The following is a 20,871-nucleotide window of genomic DNA, read 5'->3' on the forward strand; positions in this document are numbered from 1 at the left end:
CGCCCCGGCGGCGGTCCGCCGGCCGGAGGTGCGCCGGGCGGTCCGCCTCCCGGCGGAACCCCTCCGGGTGGAATGCCCTCGGGTGGCATCCCCTCGGGAGGCATCCCCCGCGGCGCCCAGCCCCCACGTCGCCCCAACGGCCCCGGAGCACCCGGAGGCATCCCCGGCGCGCCCGGCAACGGCCGTCCCGGCGCGCCCGGTGGCAGGCCCGGCGGTCCGGCCGGTCCCGGCGCGGCGGCCGGCAGCGTGCCCGGCGGCCCGCCCCAGCGACCCTCGACGCCCCCCGGCGGCGTGCGGCGTCCCGGTGGCCCGGTCGGGCCCGGCGCCCCCGTCGGTCCCGGCGGACGACCGCCCGTCGGCGGCCCCGGCGGACCGCGCCGCCCCGGTGGTCCCGGTCCGGAGCGCCGCCCCGGCGAGGAGCCGACCGACCTCCTGCCGCCCGTGCAGCAGAGCACGCCGCGCGAGCCCCAGCTCCTCACGCACCGCGAGGACGAGGTCGAGGTCGAGCCGTTCTACGACGACGAGTACGACGAGGAGCTGACCGAGGCGGAGGCCCGCGTCGTGCGCCGGAAGAGGATCTGGCGCCGCGTGCGCCGCACCACCTACGTGGCGCTCGGCCTGATGATGCTCGCCCCGGTGGTCGCCTTCGCGATCGCCTACCAGGTGGTCGAGGTGCCGATCCCGGAGGAGATCGCCGCCCAGCAGGGCAAGGCGATCTCGATCCGCTACTCGGACGGCTCGGAGATGGTCCGGATCGCGAGCGGTGAGGCCAACCGCACGATGATCAAGTACGAGGACCTGCCGGACTCCATCAAGCAGGCCGTGTTCGCGGCCGAGGACCCGACGTTCGAGACGAACCTCGGCTTCGACATGACGGCCATCGCCCGCGCGGTCTACTACCAGGTGACCGGCGGCGACTCCGGCGGCTCGGGCCTGACCCAGCAGTACGTGAAGAAGGCCACCGGCAAGGAAGACGGGACCATCACCCGCAAGTTCAACGAGATGGTCACCGCCTACAAGATGTCCGAGCAGCAGGACAAGAAGGACATCCTGACGGCGTACCTGAACACGATCTACTTCGGCAAGGGCGCCTACGGCATCAAGACCGCGGCCAAGGCGTACTTCGGCATCGACGACCTCCAGCAGGTCACCCACTCGCAGGCCGCGCTGCTGGCGGGCATGATCCAGAACCCGAGCCGGTCCGAGCAGGCCGCCTACACGGCGGAGCGCTGGGACTACGTGATGCGCCGGCTGCTGGAGATGAACTGGATCACCCAGGAGTACCGGGACACCGAGCAGTTCCCGGTGATCGTCGAGCAGGCCGAGCAGGGCGGCCTGACCGGCGCCCGCCTGCACATCCGCCAGCAGATCCTGAACGAGATGTCCAGCGAGAAGGTCGACTGGGACCTGGAGAAGCTCCAGAGCATCGGCGGCACCGTCCACACCACCATCGACCCGGCCATGCAGGCCGCGGCCGAGCAGGCGGTGGACGAGGTCATGCGGGGCCAGAACCCGGAGCTGCGGACCTCGATGTCGGCCATCGACCCGGCCACCGGCGCCGTCAAGGCGTACTGGGGCGGCGCGGACGGCGGCGGCATCGACTACCAGACCGGCACGCTCCAGGAGCCGGGGTCGTCGTTCAAGCCGTTCGACTTCGTGGCGGCCCTCCAGGCCGGCGAGGGCGCGGGCGAGGTGTACGACGGCAGCTCGCCGCGCGAGTTCCCCGGCCGCACCGGCGCCAACTCGGTGAAGAACTCCCCCGGCGTGGCCTGCCGGGTGCCCAAGCAGTGCACCGTGCGCGAGGCCATGGTGAAGTCGGTCAACACCGTCTTCTTCGACATGGCCCTCAAGCTCGGCACGGGCAAGGTCGCCGAGGCGGCCCACCAGGCCGGCATCCCGCGCGAGGTCACCATCGGCGACACGACCACCAAGCTGCTCGTCGGCGAGGGCGGCACCGCGCCGGACGGCAACATCTCCATCGGTGGTGGCCAGACCCTGGTCCGGCCGTTCGACATCACCACGGCGTACGCGACGTTCGCGGCGCGCGGCGTGTACCACGAGCCGTTCTTCATCACGAAGATCGTGAACACCGAGGACCAGCCCGTCTACCAGCGGATCGACGAGTCCCGCCCGGCCTTCGACCCGGACCCGAAGAAGAGCCAGGACATCGCGGACAACGTCACCGACGTGCTCAAGGGCATCCCGACCGGCAAGATCGCCTGCGCGGGCGGTCGCGAGTGCGCCGGCAAGACGGGCACGCACGAGCTCCAGGGCAGCACGGAGAACGCGAAGGCGTGGATGGCGGGCTACACCCCGACGCTCGCGGCGAGCGTGTGGCTGGGCACCGACGCGGGCAACATCGCGCTGAAGGAGCCCAACGGCCGCACCGACATCTACGGCAGCGGCGTGCCCGGTCAGATCTGGAAGCGCTTCATGGACAAGGCCCTCAACGGCGCGCCCATGGAGAAGTTCCCGAGGCCGAACCCCATCGGCCAGTTCGAGGAACCGAAGATCACCACGACGACCACGACGACGACCCCCACGACGACGACCGAGAAGCGGGACGACGACCGGCCGCCGTCGCAGGACAAGCCGACCACGACGACGCCGACGACCACGACGACCACGACCCGGACCGGTGGTCCGTGCCGTCCGCCGCTGTGCACGACGACGTCGCAGGAGCCGGAACCCGACCCCATCGGCGGGGGCGGCGCACCGCCGAGCGGCTGAGCGGGTCGCACCGCGTGACGGAAGGGTCCGGCGTCCCCGCCGGGCCCTTCCGCGCTTCCGGACCCTTCCGCGCTTCCGGCCCCCGGCCCCCGGCCGCCGACCTTCCCCGACCTCACAACCTCCGCCGACCCGTACCCGTAGCATCCGTCCCCGTGGCCAGCCCTTCGCAGCACTCGCAGGCGAACCCCGACGGCGCCCAGGCGAACGCCGACGACACCGACTCCCTCGGCCCCGAGGAACGGGTCAACCCGACGTGGACCGAGCCGCTCGCCCGAGCGGCCAGCAGACCGCTCGGCGGGCCGGTCGGCAGGCACGCCTCGGTGGGCAGGCAGTGGTTCTGGACCCCGCTGCGGGTCGTGCTGCTGTTCGCCGTGGTCACGCTGGCGCTGGCGTGGTTCCAGAAGTCGCCGTGCGTCCAGCAGTACGTCGACGACAACGGCGTGGTGCAGCTCGACTGGCGGGGCAGCAGGCAGTTCGTCGCCATGTGCTACTCCGACACCGTGCCGCTCTACACGGCCGAGCGGCTCGACCGGGTCGACACGTTCCCGTACAAGACGTCGTGGGTCGACGACGAGGGCAAGCCGACGGCACACGTGCGGTACATGGAGTACCCGGTGCTGACCGGCATGTTCATGCTGCTCAACGCCCGGATGGCGCAGGGCTGGACGGAGATCGCGGCGTCCGGCTGGCTGCCGTCGCCGATGACCGTGATCGTGTACTTCGACATCACCGCGCTGTGGCTGGCCCTGGCGTGGCTGGTCACGGCGTACGCGGTGGCGCAGCTGGCGCGCAGACGGCCGTACGACGCGGTCCTGGTGGCGGTGTCGCCGCTGGTGGTCGTGCACGCGTTCACCAACTTCGACACCCTGGCCACCGCGTTCGCCACGGCGGGCATGCTCGCCTGGGCGCGGAAGAAACCGCTGCTCGCCGGTCTGCTGCTGGGACTCGGCGGCGCGGCGAAGCTGTACCCGCTGTTCCTGCTCGGGCCGCTGCTGCTGCTGTGCTGGCGGTCCGGGAAGCTGAAGTCCGGGTTCACCACGGTCGCCGCGACGTTCGCGACGTGGGCGGCGGTGAACGCGCCCATCGCCCTGGCCTACCCCGACGGGTGGCGCGAGTTCTTCCGGCTCAACACCGAGCGCGGCGTGGACCCCGACTCGCTCTACAACGTGGTCGCCCAGTGGACCGGCTGGCAGGGCTTCGACCCGGGGTTGACGCAGGGCCAGGCCCCCGAGGTGCTCAACACCGTGTCCGCCGTGCTGTTCCTGCTGTGCTGCGCGGCGATCGGGTTCGTGGCGCTGTCCGCACCCCGGCGGCCGAGGTTCGCGCAGCTGGCGTTCCTGGTGGTGGCGGCGTTCCTGCTGACCAACAAGGTGTGGAGCCCTCAGTACTCGCTCTGGCTCGTGCCGCTGGCCGTGCTGGCGCTGCCCAGGTGGAAGCTGCTGCTGGCGTGGATGACGATCGACGCGCTGGTGTGGGTGCCCCGGATGATGTTCTACCTGGGCGTGGAGAACAAGGGCCTGCCGATCGACTGGTTCCTGGGCGCGGTCGTGGCGCGCGACGTCGCCGTGGTGGTGCTGTGCGTGCTCATCGTGCGCGAGATCTACCGGCCGGACCTGGACAAGGTGCGCCAGGCGGGCGACGACGACCCGGCGGGCGGCGTGTTCGACGGCGCGCCGGACCGGTTCGCGCTGCGGTTCGGCAAGCGGCGGCCGGTCGAGGCGGAACCGGTGGGGACGACGTCCTCCGCCTGATCGCCCGCGCCCCGGGTGTTCCCCCGGCAGGCCGGGCCGGGGCGGACTCGCCGCGTGGGCGGTGGGCGGTGGCCGCGACCGCCGCCGGGTCCGGTGCGTCCGACGACCTCGTCCTGACGTGCGCGGTCGTCGGGCCGGGAGTGCCGGCGGTGTCCGCCCTGCCGGGCGCGCTGCCCGTCCCGCACCCCGTGCCGGGATGTCCGGCCTAGCGCTCCGCCGGCAGCGTTCCGCGCGACCGGGCGACGCGGCCGTCCCGGAAGGTCACCTCGGACCTGAGGAACACCAGGAACAGCGCCACCAGCAGTGCCGCCCGGCCCCACACGCCGATCACCACCGCCTGCGCCGAGAACCCGTCGTAGATACCGGACGGCTGGGCGAACTCGATCGCGTAGTACCAGCGGAAGATGCCGATGCCCATCGCCAGGTCCGCCACGAAGTACGAGGCGATCCAGCCCCAGCGCACCCGCAGCAGCACGAACATCGGCACCAGCCACAGCGTGTACTGCGGCGAGTGGACCTTGTGCAGCAGCAGGAAGCCGCACAGCATGGCCGCCGACACCGGCACCCACGGGTAGGTGCCCTCCGCCTGGTACCGCCGCCAGCCGATCCAGCAGGCCAGGGCGAACGAGGCGAGGATGCCGACCGGCGACAGCACCGACACGAGCGACTGCATGTCGTCGTCCGCCATGAACGGCCGCATCGCCCAGAACCAGATCGAGTTCGTCGTGATGTCGACGCGGCGGAGGCCCTGGAACGCGAACGACGCCTTCCAGCCCTCCAGGCCGACCACGGCGAACGGCAGGTTGATCAGCACCACCGTGACGACGGACGCCAGCGCGACCTTCACCGCGCCCGCCCAGTCCCAGGACCGCCCGCGCGGCAGGGCGCGTCCGCCCGGTCCGCCGGTCAGCACGTACAGGCACAGCGGCAGCACGAAGATCGCCGGGTAGATCTTGAACGCGAACCCGATGCCGAGCAGCACGGACGCCACGACGGCCCGCTGCACCAGGGGCCGCTCCCGCTCGCCCCACCCCCGGTGCACCACGTAGACCGCCGCGACCGCGCAGAACACGACCGGCAGGTCCCAGTTGTGGAACGCGTAGAGCACCACCGGCGGGCCGATCGCCCACACCAGGGCCCGCCACCGGCTGAGCTTGCCGAGCAGGTACCCGGCGGCGAGCCCGAACGGGGCCATCAGCAGCGCCGAGAACAGCAGGAAGGCGGCGTCGGTGTGCGCGAAGATCGCACCCGCCCAGATCAGCAGGCCGGTCAGCACCGGGTACTCGACCACACCTCCGACCAGCACGCCCTTGCTGTTGATGCTGCCGTGGACGTACGGGAAGACGTGCCGGTCGACGTCGCGCCCGATCCACAGGTGCTGGACGTCGGAGTAGCAGACCTCGGCCTTGTTGCGCTCCTCGTAGTCCGGCGCGCTGCGGCCCCACTGGTCGAACTCCGGGCCGGTGCACCGGTCCTTGTTCAGGAAGCCGGCGAACATCGTCAGCCCGCACAGGAGGACGACGACGGCCAGCCCGACGCGCCCGAAGCGGGACGCCCCCGGCGTGGCGCTCGCGCCACCCGGCACGGCCACCGCCTCCCGTGTCACGCTCATCGGCCCAGGTGCTCGCGGAGGAACGCGATGTCCTCGGCTTGCCCCTCGTCGGGTGTCTCGACCAGCACGGGCGAGCCGGCGGCGCCGGCCACCGCGACCAGCTGGTCGGGGTCGATCGTGCCGGACGCGATGTTGGCGTGCCGGTCGCGGGCCGAGCCGAACTCGTCGCGCGAGCTGTTGAGGTGCACGAGGTCGATGCGGCCGGTGATGGCCTTGACCCGGTCCACGATGCCCACCAGGTCCTCGCCGGAGGCGAACGCGTGGCAGGTGTCCAGGCAGAACCCGGCGTCGAACTCGCCGACCGCGTCCCACAGCCTGGCGAGCATGTCGAACGTGCGGGCCATGGCGTTGTCGCCGCCCGCGGTGTTCTCGATCAGGATCGGGACCGCGAACCCGCCCTTCTCGGCCTGCCGCTCGAACATCTTCCGCCAGTTGGCGACGCCCTCCATCGGGTCGTCGCCCCTGGTGACGTGGCCGCCGTGCACGATCAGCCCCTTGGCGCCGACCTTCGCGGCGGCCTCGGCGTGCTGGAGCACGATCTTGCGGGACGGGATGCGGATCTTGTTGTTGAGCGAGGCGACGTTCGCCAGGTAGGGCGCGTGGACGAAGACGTCCAGGTCGGAGGCCAGCAGGCCGTCCGTCTGCGGGTGCGGCTTCGGCGCCTTCCACCCCTGGGGGTCGGCCAGGAAGAACTGGACGACCTCGGCTCCGCGATCGGCGGCGGCGCCGAGCGGGTCGTCGTCTCGGACGTGGGCCCCGATGCGCATAGCTGTGCAGGGTAGTCGGGACGTGCAACGCCCCGACGCCGGCCGCCGATGTGGAATTTGTCGCCCGAGGGGGATGACTCACGTCACCATCTGCGCCTACGCTCGTTACTTGTAAGTAGGAAACGTGTGCCGCACGTCTGAGGAGGCCCACCATGCGGACCCGGCTCACCCGGCTCTCGGTCGCGTCCGCCGTGGTGTTCCTGGTCGGCACGGCGGGCGCGTTCGGCGGCGCGGCCACGGCGCGGGCCGCCGAACCGGTGGTCGTCGGCAGTTGCGCGACCACCGTCCGGGGAGCGCCGGGCACGCCGGTCGCACTGAGCCCCGGCGCGGTGCTCGGCCCCGTGGTCGACCTGGTCAGGGCCGTCCCGCTGCTGGGTCCGCCGCTCGCGGAGCCGTTCCGGAAGGCGTTCGAGGCGATGCCGCCCATCCCGATCGGCGCGATCCCCACCGGCAAGGGCGTCATCACCGGCGGCGAGATCGCGAACAGGGTGAACGCCGAGCTGGACGGGCTGCCGCTGCTCGGGCCGATCATCACCACGCTCACCGGCCAGGTGCAGAAGACCCTGGCCGGGTTGTGCGGCGTCACCGTCGAGGGCGTCAACGCCGCCGCCGCCCCCGTCCAGGACGGGTCGAAGGCACTGGCCGACGCCTCGCAGAAGGCCGTGGAGCAGGCCGTGCCCGGCGCGCCCGGCACGAAGCCCCAGCCCAACCCCGGCACGCCGCCGCCCACCGGTCAGCCCGGGACCACGCCCGCCACCGGCACGCCCGGCGCGACGCCCGGTGGCGCCCAGAGCCCGTTCACGCCGGTCGGCGGGGTCGGCGCGATCGACCTGCCGCTGTACGGCTCGAACCCCTGGGGCGGCAACTTCGGCCGCGTGCCGCTGTTCGGCTACGGCGCCCTGCCGTTCGCGGTGCCCGGCCAGTACTCGCCGTCCCCCGGCGTGCGCTACGGCGGCGGCGTGAGCGGCTACCGGCCCGGTCACGGGCTGCCCGGCACCGGCGACGCGGACGGCGTGCAGACCGCCGGTCGCGCGCAGGCGCTGCCCGACGTCGGCCGGATGGGCGGCGGGGTGGCGGCCCCCGTGCTGCTCGCGGTGCTGCTGCTGTCCTGCGTCACCGGCGCGCTCGTGCGGACCTGGGTGCTGCGCCGCGCGGTGGCGTGAGCGCCCGCGCGACCCCGGTCGGGCTCACTCCCGGACTGCTCACTCCCGGTCGGCTCACTCCCGGGCGGTCACCCATCCGGCGGCCGTGACCCTCCGTCAATCTTTCACGCGTTCGTCCCCTACCTGACAACTCTGGGTAGTGGGAGCGTTACCTGGTCGTCATCCGCGATCCCCGAAGGGGCACCTCGATGACCAGCCGAACCCTGCCCGCGCCGCTGTCCCTCTGCCTCGCGGCAGCGCTCGCCACCGCGCTCACCGCCGTGGTCGCCCCGGCGGCGCCCGCCGCGCCCGCCCTCCCCGGCGACACGCCGGTCTCCGCCGACGGGCGGGTCGGCGGCACGCCCGTCCCGGCCGCGCACCCGCCCTCGGCCGGGTTCACCGGCACCGGGAACCCCGCCGACGCCCGCGGCGTGCGCCCCGTGACCGGCGCCGGGCCGCGCGTGGTCGCCCCCGACGAGCAGTCGACCGCGTCGATCATCGCGCCGGACGAGCGCACCCGGGTCAACCCGACCACGGTCTACCCCGCGCGGGCCAACGTCTACTTCACCTACACCAAGCCCAACGGGGCGACGAGCTGGTGCACGGGCTGGCTGTACGCGGCGAACGCCGTCGCCACCGCGGGCCACTGCGTGCACTCCGGCGGCCCGTCCGGCGGCTGGAACACCGCCTTCACCGTCCACCCCGGCCGCAACGGCGCCACCTCGCCGTACGGCAGCTGCGGCACGTCCGCCGTCTACAGCGTCACCGGGTGGGTCCAGGACGCGAGCGTCGAGTACGACTACGCGGGCCTCAAGCTCGACTGCACGATCGGCACCACCACCGGCTGGTACGGCATGAACTGGGCCGCCACGCCGACCGTCGGCACCCCGGTGACCAGCGCCGGCTACCCGCAGGACAAGCCGAGTGCCACCCAGTGGACCACCACCAGCGCGATCTCCGCCGTCCACACCCGCCAGCTCGCCTACCACCTGGACACCACGGGCGGGCAGAGCGGCTCGCCCGTCCACCACGTCGGCTGCTCGACGTACTGCGCCGACGCGGTGCACGCCTACGGCTACGGGGACCACAACAGGGGCACCCGGATCACCGAGGCGGCGTTCGCGAACCTCCACAACTGGAAGCTGTGAGCGAAGCCCGACCTGCCCGGACAGACCCCCGGACGAACCCGTCCGGGGGTTTGTTACCCTTTTCGGGTTGCTGACGCGACAGACCCTCCTGCCACGGAACGTCCGTGGCCGCCGAGTCCACAGGAGGTGAGTGGTCCACATGCGTCATTACGAAGTGATGGTCATCCTCGACCCGAGTCTCGACGAGCGCACGATCGCGCCGTCCCTCGACACGTTCCTCAACGTCATCCGCACCACGGGTGGCAACGTCGAGAAGGTCGACGTGTGGGGCAAGCGCCGGTTGAGCTTCGAGATCAACAAGAACGCGGAAGGCATCTACGCCATCCTCGACCTGACCTCGACTCCCGACGCGGTGAAGGAGCTCGACCGCCAGCTCGGCCTCCAGGAGACGGTGCTCCGGACCAAGGTCCTGCGCCGCGACCCCGTCCGGGCCGCCAAGACCGCGGCGAAGGTCGCGGCCAGGGCCGACGCCAAGGCCGCCGCGAAGGCCGCCAAGGCAGCCAGGGTCTAGGAGCCTCCGACCATGGCCGGCGAGACGACGATCACGGTGGTCGGGAACCTGACCGCCGATCCCGAACTGCGCTTCACCCAGTCCGGCGCCGCGGTGGCGAGCTTCACGGTCGCCTCCACGCCTCGCACCTTCGACAAGGCGAGCGGCGAGTGGAAGGACGGCGAGGCGCTGTTCCTGCGGTGCAACGTGTGGCGGCAGGTCGCGGAGAACGTGGCCGAATCGCTCACCCGCGGCTCGCGCGTGCTCGTGTCCGGGCGACTTCGCCAGCGTTCCTTCGAGACGAAGGAAGGCGAGAAGCGCACCGTCATCGAGCTGGAGGTCGACGAGATCGGCCCCTCCCTGCGCTACGCGACCGCGAAGGTCAACAAGGTGAGCAGGGGTGACGGCGGCGGCGGCTTCGGCGGCGGCGGCGGTCAGTCCCGCGGCGGCGGTGGCGGTGGCGCCCCGGCAGACGACCCGTGGGGTTCCGCCCCGCCGGCCGGCTCCGGCGGCTTCGCCGACGAGCCCCCCTTCTAGACCGCGCACCGGTCAACCCACACTTCACCGCGTAACACCAGGAGTCCACACATGGCCAAGCCGCCTGTGCGCAAGCCCAAGAAGAAGGTCTGCGCGTTCTGCAAGGACAAGAACGCCAACCTCATCGACTACAAGGACACCACCCTGCTCCGGAAGTACATCTCGGACCGGGGCAAGATCCGCGCCCGCCGGGTGACCGGCAACTGCTCCCAGCACCAGCGCGACGTCGCGGTCGCCGTCAAGAACGCCCGCGAGATGGCGCTGCTGCCCTACACCTCGACGGCTCGCTGAGAAAGGGGACGGCATCGTGAAGCTCATCCTCACCGCTGACGTGACCGGCCTCGGCGGCCCCGGCGACATCGTCGAGGTCAAGGACGGCTACGGCCGCAACTACCTGCTGCCCCGCGGCCTGGCGATCGCCGCCACCAAGGGCGCGGCCAAGCAGGTCGAGGTCATCCGCCGTGCCCAGGAGACCCGTCGGGTCCGCGACCTGGACCACGCCAAGGAGATCAAGTCCTCCCTGGAGGGCCTCGGCTCCGTGACGCTCAAGGCCAAGGCCGCGGCGGGCTCGAAGAAGCTGTTCGGCTCCGTCACCTCGTCCGACGTCGTGTCGGCCGTGCGCGCGGCCGGCGGCCCCACGCTGGACAAGCGGGCCGTCGAGCTGGCGGGCCACATCAAGACCCTCGGCAAGCACTCGGTGAACGTCCGGCTCCACCCGGAGGTCACCGTCGCGCTGGCCGTCGAGGTCGCGGCCCAGGGCTGATCCCAGGGGTTTCTCCACACGGGGGCGCCGTTCGACCAGGTGTTCTGGTCGCACGGCGCCTTCGTGCGTTCGGCTGTGGACAACTCGTGTGACGGGGTGTGCGCGACACGCCGAAGAGGCGGTAACACGCGACACGCCGAGGCTGTGACAAACCGGTTGTCCACAAATTCATCCACAGGGCCTGAGCTGGCATAACTTCTGTCACAGGTCGACTTGTACCCAAGTTGTCCACAGCTTTCCCCAGCCCTGTGGCCAGGTTCGGCCAACCATCCCCAAGCTGTCCACCGAGTTGTCCACAACCCCGTTTGCCTGGTCCAACCGGGTGGCTCTAGCGTCGCTGAATCGCCGCGCGCCGGTTACCGGCTTTTGTCGGTCCGACGGGGTAGAACATCCGAACGGCAGCAGATTGGGGTGAGTGCACGGTGGCGCTGGTGGACGACCGGGGCATGGCCGAGCCCGGCTTCGAACGGCAGCCGCCGCAGGACCTCGCCGCCGAGCAGTCGGTGCTGGGCGGAATGCTCCTGAGCAAGGACGCGATCGCCGACGTGGTCGAGGTCCTCGCGCCCAACGACTTCTACCGGCCCGCCCACCAGGCCGTGTACGACTGCGTGCTGGACCTCTACGGCCGGGGCGAGCCCGCCGACCCCATCACCGTCTCGGCGGAGCTGGAGCGGCGGGGCGAGCTGCTGCGCGTCGGCGGCGCACCGTACCTGCACACCCTGATCGCCACCGTGCCGACGGCCGCGAACGCCTCCTACTACGCCGAGATCGTGGCGGAGAAGGCCGTGCTGCGCCGCCTGGTGGAGGCGGGCACCCGGATCGTCCAGCTCGGCTACAACGGCGCCGAGGGGGCCGACGTCGACGAGGTCGTCGACCGCGCCCAGGCCGCCATCTACGAGGTCACCGAGCGCCGCACGACCGAGGACTACGTGGTCCTGGAGGAACTGCTCCAGCCGACCATGGACGAGATCGACGCGATCGCCTCGCGCGGCGGTTCGTCGCTCGGCATCCCCACGGGGTTCGCCGACCTGGACGAGCTGACCAACGGCCTGCACCCCGGTCAGATGATCATCGTCGCGGCCAGGCCCGGCGTCGGGAAATCGACCCTGGGATTGGATTTCGCCCGTTCCTGCTCCGTGAAGCACGGTCTGACCAGCGCGATCTTCTCGCTCGAAATGTCGCGCACCGAGATCGTGATGCGCATGCTCTCCGCCGAGGCGCGCATCCGGCTCGGCGACATGCGCGGCGGCAAGATGAGCGACGACGACTGGACCCGGTTGGCGCGGCGGATGAGCGAGATCAGCGAGGCGCCGCTGTTCGTGGACGACTCGCCGAACCTGACGATGATGGAGATCCGGGCCAAGGCCAGGCGGCTCAAGCAGCGGCACGACCTGCGGCTCGTGGTGGTCGACTACCTCCAGCTGATGTCGTCGGGCAAGCGCAGCGAGTCGCGCCAGCAGGAGGTCTCCGAGTTCTCCCGGAACCTGAAGCTCATCGCCAAGGAGCTGGAGGTCCCGGTGATCGCGATCAGCCAGCTGAACCGAGGTCCCGAGCAGCGCACCGACAAGCGGCCCCAGCTGTCCGACCTGCGCGAGTCCGGTTCGCTGGAGCAGGACGCGGACATGGTGATCCTGATCAACCGCCCCGATGCGTGGGAGCGCGACGACCCACGCGCCGGCGAGGCGGACCTGATCATCGCCAAGCACCGCGCCGGGCCGACGGCCACCATCACCGTGGCGCACCAGCTGCACTACAGCCGCTTCGCCGACCTCGCCCAGGGCTAGAACAGCCCGGGGTCGCCGGGGCCGCGGCGGTCGGGACCCCGGTGGCACGAGTTCGCCCCGTCACGCCCCCCGGACCTGCGGTTCCACTTACGATCGGTGGATGCCACCCGACGCGGCGCGGCGCAGCGACCGTTCCAGGCGAGCCATCCTCGTGGCCGCGTTGGAGCTGGTCGAGGCCGTGGGGTACGCGCGGTTGACGATCGAGGCGGTGGCGGCCCGGGCCGGGGTCGGGAAGCAGACGATCTACCGGTGGTGGCCGGCCAAGGGCCCGTTGCTGTTCGACGCGTTCGTCGAGCTGGTGCCCGCCGTGCCGGACGCGGTGATCACGCACGACCTCGTGGGCGACCTGGTGGTCGAGCTGCGGGACGCGGTGGTGGAGTTGGAGGACCGGCGGTTCGACCAGGTGTGCCGCGCCCTGGTGCACGAGGGGCGCGCGGACCTGGTGGCGCTGCTGCTGATGCCCCGGCGGGTGGTGCTGGAGGAGCGGCTGCGGGTGGCCCGCCGGGTCGGTGAGGTGCGCGCCGACGCGGACCTGGAGGCGGCGGCCGAGTTGTTGCTGGGGGCGCTGTACCAGCGGTGGCTGTTGCGGAGCGCGCCGTTGACGCGTGAGTACGCCGACTCGGTGGTGGGCCTGGTGATGCGGGCGCTGCGGCCCTGACCGGGGTCGGTAGGGTGCGCCGGTCATGGGTTACGCGGTGGTCGACGTGGAGACGACCGGGTTCGCCGCGCGCCGGTCGGACCGGGTCGTCGAGGTCGCGGTGGTGCAGCTCGACGAGGCCGGGCGGATCACCGGGGAGTGGTGCACGCTGGTCGACCCCGGTCGTGACCTGGGGCCGCAGCACGTGCACCGGATCAGGGCGGCGGACGTGTGGCACGCGCCGACGTTCGCCGAGGTGGCGGGTGCGCTCGCGGGCCGGTTGGCCGGGCGGGTCGTCGTGGCGCACAACCTGGCGTTCGACGCGCGGTTCCTGAGCGCGGAGTTCGCCCGGGCCGGGCTGGACGTCGAGGTCGGCGGGTTGTGCACGATGCGGCTGGCCGGTGGGCGGCGGTCGCTGGCGGCGTGCTGCGCGGCGGCCGGGATCGCCCCGGGGACGGCGCACTCCGCCCTGGACGACGCCCGCGCGACGGCGCGGTTGTTCGCGACGATGCTGCCGGTGCCGGCGGGGGTCGAGCCGTTCCCGGACCTGGGACCGGGTCGGGGGGTGGCCGAGGTGCGCCGGGGTGTGGCGGCGCCGACGTCGCCGGGCCACGCGCCGGTGGCGCTCGCCCGCGGCGACCTGGTGGTGTTCACCGGGCAGACGCTCGTCCCGAGGGACGTGTGGCTGGACCGCGCGGCGTCCGCCGGGCTGGTCGGCCGGGGCTGGGTGACGAAGTCGACCCGGGTGCTGGTGGCCGCCGACCCGTTCACGCTGTCCGGCAAGGCACGGCGGGCGCGGGCGTACGGGGTGCCGATCGTGTCCGAGGACGACTTCGCCTCGATGCTCGACGCCCTGCGCCCGACCTTCGAGGGTGCGGCGAAGCCCTGACAAGGGCTTGGCCCCCGACACGGGAGGTGTCGAGGGCCAAGCGCGCGAGGCGTACTACGTCAGATGCGCGGCAGCACGGTGGTGTCCTCCAGTGCGCCGAACACGGTCAGCGCGTCCAGGCCGGCCAGCGCCGGGGCCTGGGTGCGCTCGGCGCCGGGCAGGCCCGGCAGGGCGAAGCCCTGGAGCGGGTTGACGTCCAGACCGCTCAGCGACGCCGGCGGGAGGGTCGGCGCCGCGGTGCGCGGCTGGGCGATGCCCGGCACCGGCACGACGAACGGCAGGGCGATCGGGGCGGCCACGGGCAGGGTCGGCAGGCTGCGGCCGGCGGCCGGCAGGGAGGCCCCGACCGGCAGGGTCTCCACCAGCGCCGGCAGCTCCCGGGTCTCGCCCAGGTCCGTGCCGTCGAGCAGCGGCAGCCGACCGGCGAAGGAGCGCTCGTCGGCCGCACCGGGCAGGACCTCGACGACCCGGGGCAGCTCGCGGGTGACCACGGAGAGCTCGACGGGCAGCCCGAGCTGCGGGCCACCGGTCCTCACGCCGCCGACGGAACCGGCCTTCGACACGCCGTGGACCAGCAGGCCGCGCACCTCGTGCGGGCTGGAGACGCGCAGCGCCCACCGGGAGTCGGGCAGCAGGGACAGGGCGTCCAGGCTCGGCACCTCGGTCGCGCCCATCAGGCTGTCGATCCCGATCGGGAGCTGGACGCCCTGCTCCGCGCTGCGCGCGTGCTCGTGGCGCTGCTCACCGGTCTGCATCCGGCTGCGGTCCGTGGTGGTGGTCTTCGCCTCGCCCATCACGTCGACCGGCACGCCGACGAGGCGGGCCGCGGTCCGGCCGGGCAGTTCCAGGTCGTGCGCACTGCCGTAGCCGGAGCCCGTGGTGTCGGTGCTCCCGCCGGAGCGGCTGTCCACCACGCTGTCGGTGGCGGTCTGCGCGATGCCGACCGCGGAAACCGAGTCGCCGTGCACCGCCGGCTCCGCGCCGAGGGGTGCGGTGAGCAGGTTGCCGGACCACGAGCTGTCCTCGGCCGAGGACAGGTGGCGCCCACCGGCGGTCAGGTCGGAGCCGCTGTCCACCTCGGACTTGCCGTTGCCCGCGGCCGAGACCGCGTCGCCGAACACCTGGAGCGGCACGGTCGGCTGCGCGCCGACGCCGTTGCCGGACAGGGACGCCCGGTCACCGGAGGTGTAGACGTCGCCACCGGAGAACGAGCCGAACTCGTTGCGGCTCTCCGACTCCACGTTGCTGCCGGCGCCGACCGCGCTGCCGAACACCTGCGGCGAGGACGCCTGCGGCACGGACAGCACGTTGCCCGAGAGGGAGCCCTCGTCACCCGTGGTCACGGCGGCACCCCCCGAACGGGAGTCGAGCCTGTTCGACGTGTCCGACGAGCCGTTGCCCACGCCGACGACCGAGTCGCCGAACACCTGGGCGGGGTTGGAGGTGGGCACGTGGACGATGTTGCCGGACACGGAACCGTGCTTGCCGTTGGCCTTGGGCGGGTTGCCGAGGTCGATCTCGGTGTCGCTGTCGGTGCGGGACGTCGGGTTGGCGACCGCGCCGCCCGAGTTGCCGAACACCTGGCCGCCGATGGCGGTGGGGGCGGAGACGACGTTGCTCGACACGGTGCCGTTGTCGTCGGTGCTGTTCGCGACCGCGCCGGAGCGGACGGTCTTGCGCTCGGTGGTGTTGCCCGCCGACGTGCCGACCGCGCCGATGCCGTTGCCGAACGCCTCGGCGGGCGCGCCGAGCGGCACCTGGCCGATGTTGCCGGAACCGACCGCGTCGTTGCCGGTCGAACCGTTGTAGCCGCCCGCGTCGGCGGTGACCTCGTTGTCGCACTCGGCGCCGGCGATGCCGCCGCCCGCGACGCTGTTGCCGCACAGGTCGACCGCGCCCGCCGGGGGCAGGTTCGCGGAGTTCGCCGACAGCACCGAGCGGTCGCCGTTGGTGAACGTGTCGCCGCCCGCGGTCGCGTCGGCGTCGTTGGTGTGCCGGGACGAGGTGTTGCCGACGCCCGCCAGCGAGTTGCCCGAGGACGAGGTGGGCAGGGCGACCGGCACGTCGGCGTAGTTGCCCGACAGCACCGCGTCCTGCCCGGCGGTGATGCTGTTGCCGCCGGCCGCGGAGCGGTTGGCGGACGCGCTGTCGACGTTGGAGTTGCCGACGCCGGCGAGCGCGTTGTTCGCGGTGGACACGGGGCCGGCCATGGACGGCTGGACCATGTTGCCGGCGAGCGTGCCGTCGTTGCCCGAGGTGGTGGCCCACCTCACGTAGCCGTGCACGGCCTCGGTCTCGCCCGCCTTGGCGGACGCGCTGTTCTCGGCCTGGGCGTCCGCGTTGCCGGCGGCGCCGACACCGTTGCCGCTCACCGCGACCACGGGGGCCAGCGGCACGCCGAGGACGTTGCCGCCACCGGTGCTGCGGTCGCCGTCGGTGCGCAGCACGCCGGCGGCGGCGGCGTCGTTGGACGAGGCCGAGCGGCTGTGCGAGTTGCCGCCCGCCGCGAACGCGTTGTTGGTCACCTGGACCGGGGAGGCGGCCTGGACCGCCGTGATGTTGCCCGACAGCGAGCCGTTGCGGCCGGACGTGGTGACGTCGCCGCCCGCGGTGGCGTCCTGCGCGGTGGTGCTGCGGGTCTCGGCGTTCGCCAGGACGGCGAAGGCGTTGCCGTCGACCTGCGGGGAGACGGCGGCGGCGGCCGAGGCGACGTTGCCCGCGAGGGGGCCGTAGGAACCGTCGGTCCGGATGTCGCCCGTGCTGGCGACGGACTTGGCGCAGTCGCCCTCGGTGTAGGCGTCGCCGCCGGCGGCGACGGCGTTGCCGCACACGCTGACCGGCACGACGACGTCGGCGTCGGCGGTGTTGCCCCGGGTCAGGCCCGAGGTCTCGACACCCTGGGCGCGCTCGTGGAGGCTGCGCAGCAGGGGGTTGGCGGGGGCCGCGAGGCGGCCCGCCTGGGTGCTCGACACGCTCGGCGTGCCGATCTCGCGGTGCACGGTCGGCAGGTCGCGGTTGCCGACCGGGGTGCCCAGGTTGTTGTGGTCGACGTCGACCGGGACGCGGACCTTCGCGTCGAGCGGGTTCGGGGGAGCGTCGGGGTTGACGTTCTCCTGGGCTGAAGCGATGCCCGTACCGAGCATCAGCAGACCACCAGTGACAAGTGCGGTCTTGAGACCGCGCTTGGCCCAGGTGTGCATGGTTTCTCCTTCTTCCGGTGTCCCTTGCGGGAGGTGAGGGGTGGTCGGACGCGGCAAGCGCGTCGGAGCGGACGACCACCCGAATCAGGGGGTGGGTGCGCGGCGTCTCGACCGTTCCCCGCGGAGCGTGTGGAGGGGAAGCGCCGGTCGATTACCGGGGTCAGCTCGACGAAGGGAGCTGCCGCGGACCGCGCGCTTCGGTCAGTCGGGGGTGATGCCGGGCTGCTTGCCCGGCATCACGGTGTTCCGCTCGGTGGCGGGGAGCAGAGCCCGGGCCACGGCGGAGTCGAGGGCGGAGGTGGAGACGGCCGCGAACGGACCGCTCCCACCGCCGGCGGAACCGGCGCCGTCGCCACCGCAGGTGCAGTGCGCCGGCACGCCCGAGGGGGGCGCGAACGGCAGCGACGGGAGGCCGGACGGGTCGCCCGGGAACGAGGACCCGCTGTCGGTGGGCACGGCGGCGACGGCGTGCCGGGGCGCGTCGAGCCACGTGCGGCTCCACTGCGCGAACACCCCGTGCACCACCGGGGTGCCGGCGGTGACCGGCACGGCGGTGGTGGTCGGGGTGGTCTCGGTGACGGGCTGCCGGTGCTGCGCGGCGGGCGCCTCGGCCGCGGGGGCGGTCGGCGCGAGCCGGGGCAGCACCGGCTGCCGGAACAGGACGCCCACCTGGTCGACGGCGCCGCGGATCTCCTCCGCGACGCGGCCGAGGTCGGGCGGCTGCGGTTCCCGCACCTGCGGGCTGCGCAGCGCGGCGTCGAGGTCCTGCACGGCCTGGCCGACGCGGGTCTGCTCGACCGGCGTCAGCCCGACCTCGGGCAGGGCACCGCCCAGCGGCGCAGCGGCCTGCGAGATCCCGGTGACCGCGTCAGCGTGGTCGACCGGGGTCTGCGCGGACGCGGGGGCCGCGGACAGCGCCCAGGCGGCGGCGGTACCGGCGAGCGCGCCGCCCGCGACCAGCAGGGCACGGGAGAGCAGCCGCCGAACGCGGCTCGCCCCCGTTCCCGTTCGCTGGTCTGCGGCCGACATCGCTGGTTCCTCCACGAGAAGCGCTGGGATTTCGTCGGCGACGTGATCGGAGCGATCAAGCCGACGCCGAGAGACTGCCGGCAGCCGAGCCGGCTTCGCACTCGTTCCGCGCCTGGTTCGCCGGATCGTGTGACGCGCACAGTGGGTTGCACCACGTGACGGCGGGTAATCAGCCTCGCTTGAGGACGCGCGTCGCGCCGGCCGCCGCGGTGGAGGCGAGGATCCAGCCCACCGCGATCAGCCCGCTGGAGATCCACTGGGACGCGCCGCTGAACTTCCACTTGCCGTCCTGCCCGAGGTCGACGATCGGGATCAGCAGGTCGACCGCCAGCAGCCAGGGGTTCCACGTCGGCGACTCGTCGTCGTTGAGCTTCGGCATCTCGTGGCCCAGGAACCACAGCGCGCCGGACAGCCCGAACGCGGCGAGCCAGGCGATCGCGAGCCACGGCCGGTAGCCGTAGCCGACCGTCCAGCGCTGGAGGGAGCCCCAGATCCGGCCGGCCAGGTGCAGCTCGGAGTAGCGCCGGCGCTGCTTCTCCAGCTGCACGCGCTGCGCCAGTTCCTCCTCTCCGCCGTCCCGGTACACGGCGGCCAGCTGCTCGTACGGCCCCGGCGCGAAGTCCGGCTGCACCCCGCGCAACCACCGCAGGCGGGTGCCCACGTCGACGTGCGGGGTGGAGGAGATCGACGCGAACGTGAAGTCCTCGACGTCCACGCCGCCGGTCGCGGCCCACAGGCCCGGCCCGTCGAGCACGGTGCCGGCGGCGACCCTGGTGAGGATCACCCGGCCCACCGGCGCCTCGGCCCCGGAGAGCCGCAGCACGAGCTGCCGCGTGGTCAGGCCGTAGGCGTTGAGCGCGATGGCGGCGCCCGGACCGCCGAGCCGCGCGCCCGCGAACGTGGCCATCTTGCCGACCTCGGCCAGCCGGACGCGCACGCCGCCCGCGGCGGTGAAGCCGTGGCTGCACAGGAGGTCCTTGCCGATGGTGGCGACGCGGGCGTCCAGCGACGGCTTGACCGTGCCGTCGGGGCGGCGGCGCGGGGAGAGCAGGGCGGCGCCGGAGCAGTCGAGGGTGGAGCCGATCTCCGCGTTCTGGAGGCGCAGCGAACCCAGGGCGTGCAGGTCGCGCAGGAACAGGGTGCCGCCGACGCGCAGCCGGTCGGCGAACAGCACGTCGATGCCCGGCCCGTGCAGCCGCGCGCCGGACAGCGAGGCGCTGCCCCGGATCTGCGCGTCGACGAGCCGCACCTGGCCGTGGGCCTGGAACGCGGTGTCGCGGGTGCCGCGGCCGCGGGGTCCGCCGCTGGTCGCGGCCCGCGCCTCCAGGTCGCCGCGCACCTGGAGGCCGTCGGCGTGCAGGGCGACCGGGATGCGCTGGACGGCCCCGGCCCCGCCGGGGTCGTCGGTCTCGTCGGCGGGGTCGCGGCGGCCGATCACCGCGCCGGACAGCCGCAGGTAGCCGCCGATGAGCGCGTTGGGCAGGCGGACCGTGCCGGAGGAGGTGAACCCGTCGTCCAGCTCCACGTTGCCGTCGACGCGCAGGCGGTCGGCGACCAGGGCGGCGGCCTCGTCGGCGGTGCCGCGCGGGATGACGAGCACGGGGTGGTCAACGACGCTGGCGCGCAGTCGGGCGCCGGAGAACACGACGCTGCCGCCGACCCGGGCGCCGTCGAGCAGGATGCGGCCCTCGGCGGTGAACCGGCCGCCCTCGGCGTCGCAGAACAAGGTGCCCGCGATGGTGACGCCGGTGGCGTCCAGCGCGTTCTGCCCGGCGTTGAGCAGGCGCGCGCCGCCCAGGTGCACGTTGCCGCCGACGTCCGCGCCGCGCAGCCGCACCTCGCCGCCCGCGCGCAGGCCGATGGCCTGCAACGAGCCCGACAACCGGATGCGGGCGGCGAGCAGGGCGTGGTCGCCCCCGGCGCGCAGCACGGCGCCGGCCAACCGGAACGTGCCGTCGACCGAGGCGTCGGTCAGGTCGACCACGCCGTCGCTGGTGAACCCGGCCTCCAGCACCAGGTCGCTGCCGACGCGGAGGTTGCGGCCGCGCAGGCCGGGCACCGCGCAGCCCCGCATGCGCAGGCCCACCATGCGGGACATCCGCAGGTCCGGCGGCCGCTCGAAGGTGCAGTCGAGGAAGTCGACGACGTGGTCGACCTGCCTGCCCTCCAGCGCGAACGGTCCGGCCACGTGCGCGCCGACGAGCCGCAGGGCGGCGGTGCGCGGTCCGCCGGCGAGCAGCGCGGACAGCAGCTCGCCGCGCACGGTCCGCTCCCGCCTGGGCGCCGCGGTGTCGAACCGGACGGTGCGGCCGGCGGCGAACGCCTCGCGCACCGCGTCGTCCGGGCTTCCGCTCACGCCCCGATCCGATCACCCGGGCCGCACGTCGCGCCA

Annotated in this window: 16 protein-coding genes; 11 read left to right on the forward strand and 5 right to left on the reverse strand. The window is 73.1% G+C overall.

Features of this window, described 5'->3' with window-relative positions:
* Nucleotides 1-72 precede the first annotated feature (72 nt).
* Together CKY47_RS03230 and CKY47_RS03235 are read left to right on the forward strand one after the other, a co-directional pair.
* The gene (locus CKY47_RS03230) at nucleotides 73-2,730 is read left to right on the forward strand and encodes a transglycosylase domain-containing protein (RefSeq protein WP_306744077.1); all 2,658 of its coding nucleotides are present in this window, start codon (nucleotides 73-75) and stop codon (nucleotides 2,728-2,730) included.
* A 152-nt stretch (nucleotides 2,731-2,882) separates the two neighbouring features.
* Entirely contained in the window at nucleotides 2,883-4,481 is a 1,599-nt protein-coding gene (locus CKY47_RS03235; protein ID WP_306744078.1) for a glycosyltransferase family 87 protein, read from the forward strand.
* A gap of 205 nt (nucleotides 4,482-4,686) precedes the next feature.
* Here CKY47_RS03235 and CKY47_RS03240 read toward each other — a convergent pair whose 3' ends face one another.
* Together CKY47_RS03240 and CKY47_RS03245 are read right to left on the reverse strand one after the other, a co-directional pair.
* On the reverse strand, nucleotides 4,687-6,093 hold the full coding sequence (locus CKY47_RS03240; protein ID WP_306744079.1) for a glycosyltransferase family 87 protein: 1,407 nt from the start codon (nucleotides 6,091-6,093) through the stop codon (nucleotides 4,687-4,689).
* Complete coding sequence (locus CKY47_RS03245; RefSeq protein WP_306744080.1) at nucleotides 6,090-6,860, reverse strand: deoxyribonuclease IV; 771 nt, start codon at nucleotides 6,858-6,860, stop codon at nucleotides 6,090-6,092. Before CKY47_RS03245 ends, CKY47_RS03240 begins: the two co-directional genes overlap by 4 nt.
* A gap of 152 nt (nucleotides 6,861-7,012) precedes the next feature.
* On the opposite strand from CKY47_RS03245, the gene CKY47_RS03250 reads away from it, so the two are divergent.
* The 9 genes from CKY47_RS03250 (at nucleotide 7,013) to CKY47_RS03290 (ending at nucleotide 14,250) form a co-directional block, all read left to right on the forward strand.
* Nucleotides 7,013-8,023 (forward strand): hypothetical protein, encoded by a 1,011-nt coding sequence (locus tag CKY47_RS03250; RefSeq protein ID WP_306744081.1) that lies wholly within the window; start codon nucleotides 7,013-7,015, stop codon nucleotides 8,021-8,023.
* A gap of 188 nt (nucleotides 8,024-8,211) precedes the next feature.
* Entirely contained in the window at nucleotides 8,212-9,150 is a 939-nt protein-coding gene (locus CKY47_RS03255) for a trypsin-like serine peptidase (RefSeq protein ID WP_306744082.1), read from the forward strand.
* 139 nt (nucleotides 9,151-9,289) lie between these two features.
* Nucleotides 9,290-9,661, forward strand: a complete 372-nt coding sequence (gene rpsF / locus CKY47_RS03260; RefSeq protein ID WP_306744083.1) for a 30S ribosomal protein S6 — start codon at nucleotides 9,290-9,292, stop codon at nucleotides 9,659-9,661.
* A gap of 12 nt (nucleotides 9,662-9,673) precedes the next feature.
* Entirely contained in the window at nucleotides 9,674-10,177 is a 504-nt protein-coding gene (locus tag CKY47_RS03265) for a single-stranded DNA-binding protein (RefSeq protein ID WP_306744084.1), read from the forward strand.
* A gap of 51 nt (nucleotides 10,178-10,228) precedes the next feature.
* Nucleotides 10,229-10,468: a 30S ribosomal protein S18 gene (gene rpsR / locus CKY47_RS03270; RefSeq protein WP_015805710.1), complete on the forward strand. Its 240-nt coding sequence runs from the start codon at nucleotides 10,229-10,231 to the stop codon at nucleotides 10,466-10,468.
* A gap of 13 nt (nucleotides 10,469-10,481) precedes the next feature.
* Entirely contained in the window at nucleotides 10,482-10,940 is a 459-nt protein-coding gene (rplI, locus tag CKY47_RS03275; protein ID WP_306744534.1) for a 50S ribosomal protein L9, read from the forward strand.
* A 422-nt stretch (nucleotides 10,941-11,362) separates the two neighbouring features.
* Nucleotides 11,363-12,724: a replicative DNA helicase gene (dnaB, locus tag CKY47_RS03280; RefSeq protein ID WP_371320601.1), complete on the forward strand. Its 1,362-nt coding sequence runs from the start codon at nucleotides 11,363-11,365 to the stop codon at nucleotides 12,722-12,724.
* 100 nt (nucleotides 12,725-12,824) lie between these two features.
* Nucleotides 12,825-13,382, forward strand: coding sequence for a TetR/AcrR family transcriptional regulator (locus CKY47_RS03285; protein WP_306744085.1), 558 nt, complete (start codon nucleotides 12,825-12,827; stop codon nucleotides 13,380-13,382).
* 25 nt (nucleotides 13,383-13,407) lie between these two features.
* Nucleotides 13,408-14,250 carry an exonuclease domain-containing protein gene (locus CKY47_RS03290; RefSeq protein ID WP_306744086.1) on the forward strand — a complete coding sequence of 281 codons (843 nt, stop codon included), beginning with the start codon at nucleotides 13,408-13,410 and terminating at the stop codon, nucleotides 14,248-14,250.
* A 59-nt stretch (nucleotides 14,251-14,309) separates the two neighbouring features.
* Here the strand turns inward: CKY47_RS03290 and CKY47_RS03295 are convergent, their stop codons facing one another.
* From CKY47_RS03295 to CKY47_RS03305, 3 genes are all read right to left on the reverse strand, one after another.
* Nucleotides 14,310-17,450 carry a beta strand repeat-containing protein gene (locus CKY47_RS03295; protein ID WP_306744087.1) on the reverse strand — a complete coding sequence of 1,047 codons (3,141 nt, stop codon included), beginning with the start codon at nucleotides 17,448-17,450 and terminating at the stop codon, nucleotides 14,310-14,312.
* Between the two features lie 201 nt (nucleotides 17,451-17,651).
* Nucleotides 17,652-18,479, reverse strand: coding sequence for a hypothetical protein (locus tag CKY47_RS03300; RefSeq protein WP_306744088.1), 828 nt, complete (start codon nucleotides 18,477-18,479; stop codon nucleotides 17,652-17,654).
* A gap of 169 nt (nucleotides 18,480-18,648) precedes the next feature.
* Nucleotides 18,649-20,835, reverse strand: coding sequence for a translocation/assembly module TamB domain-containing protein (locus CKY47_RS03305; RefSeq protein WP_306744089.1), 2,187 nt, complete (start codon nucleotides 20,833-20,835; stop codon nucleotides 18,649-18,651).
* Between the last annotated feature and the right edge of the window lie 36 nt (nucleotides 20,836-20,871).

The organism is Saccharothrix longispora, assembly GCF_030852425.1.
Lineage (GTDB): Bacteria > Actinomycetota > Actinomycetes > Mycobacteriales > Pseudonocardiaceae > Actinosynnema > Actinosynnema longispora.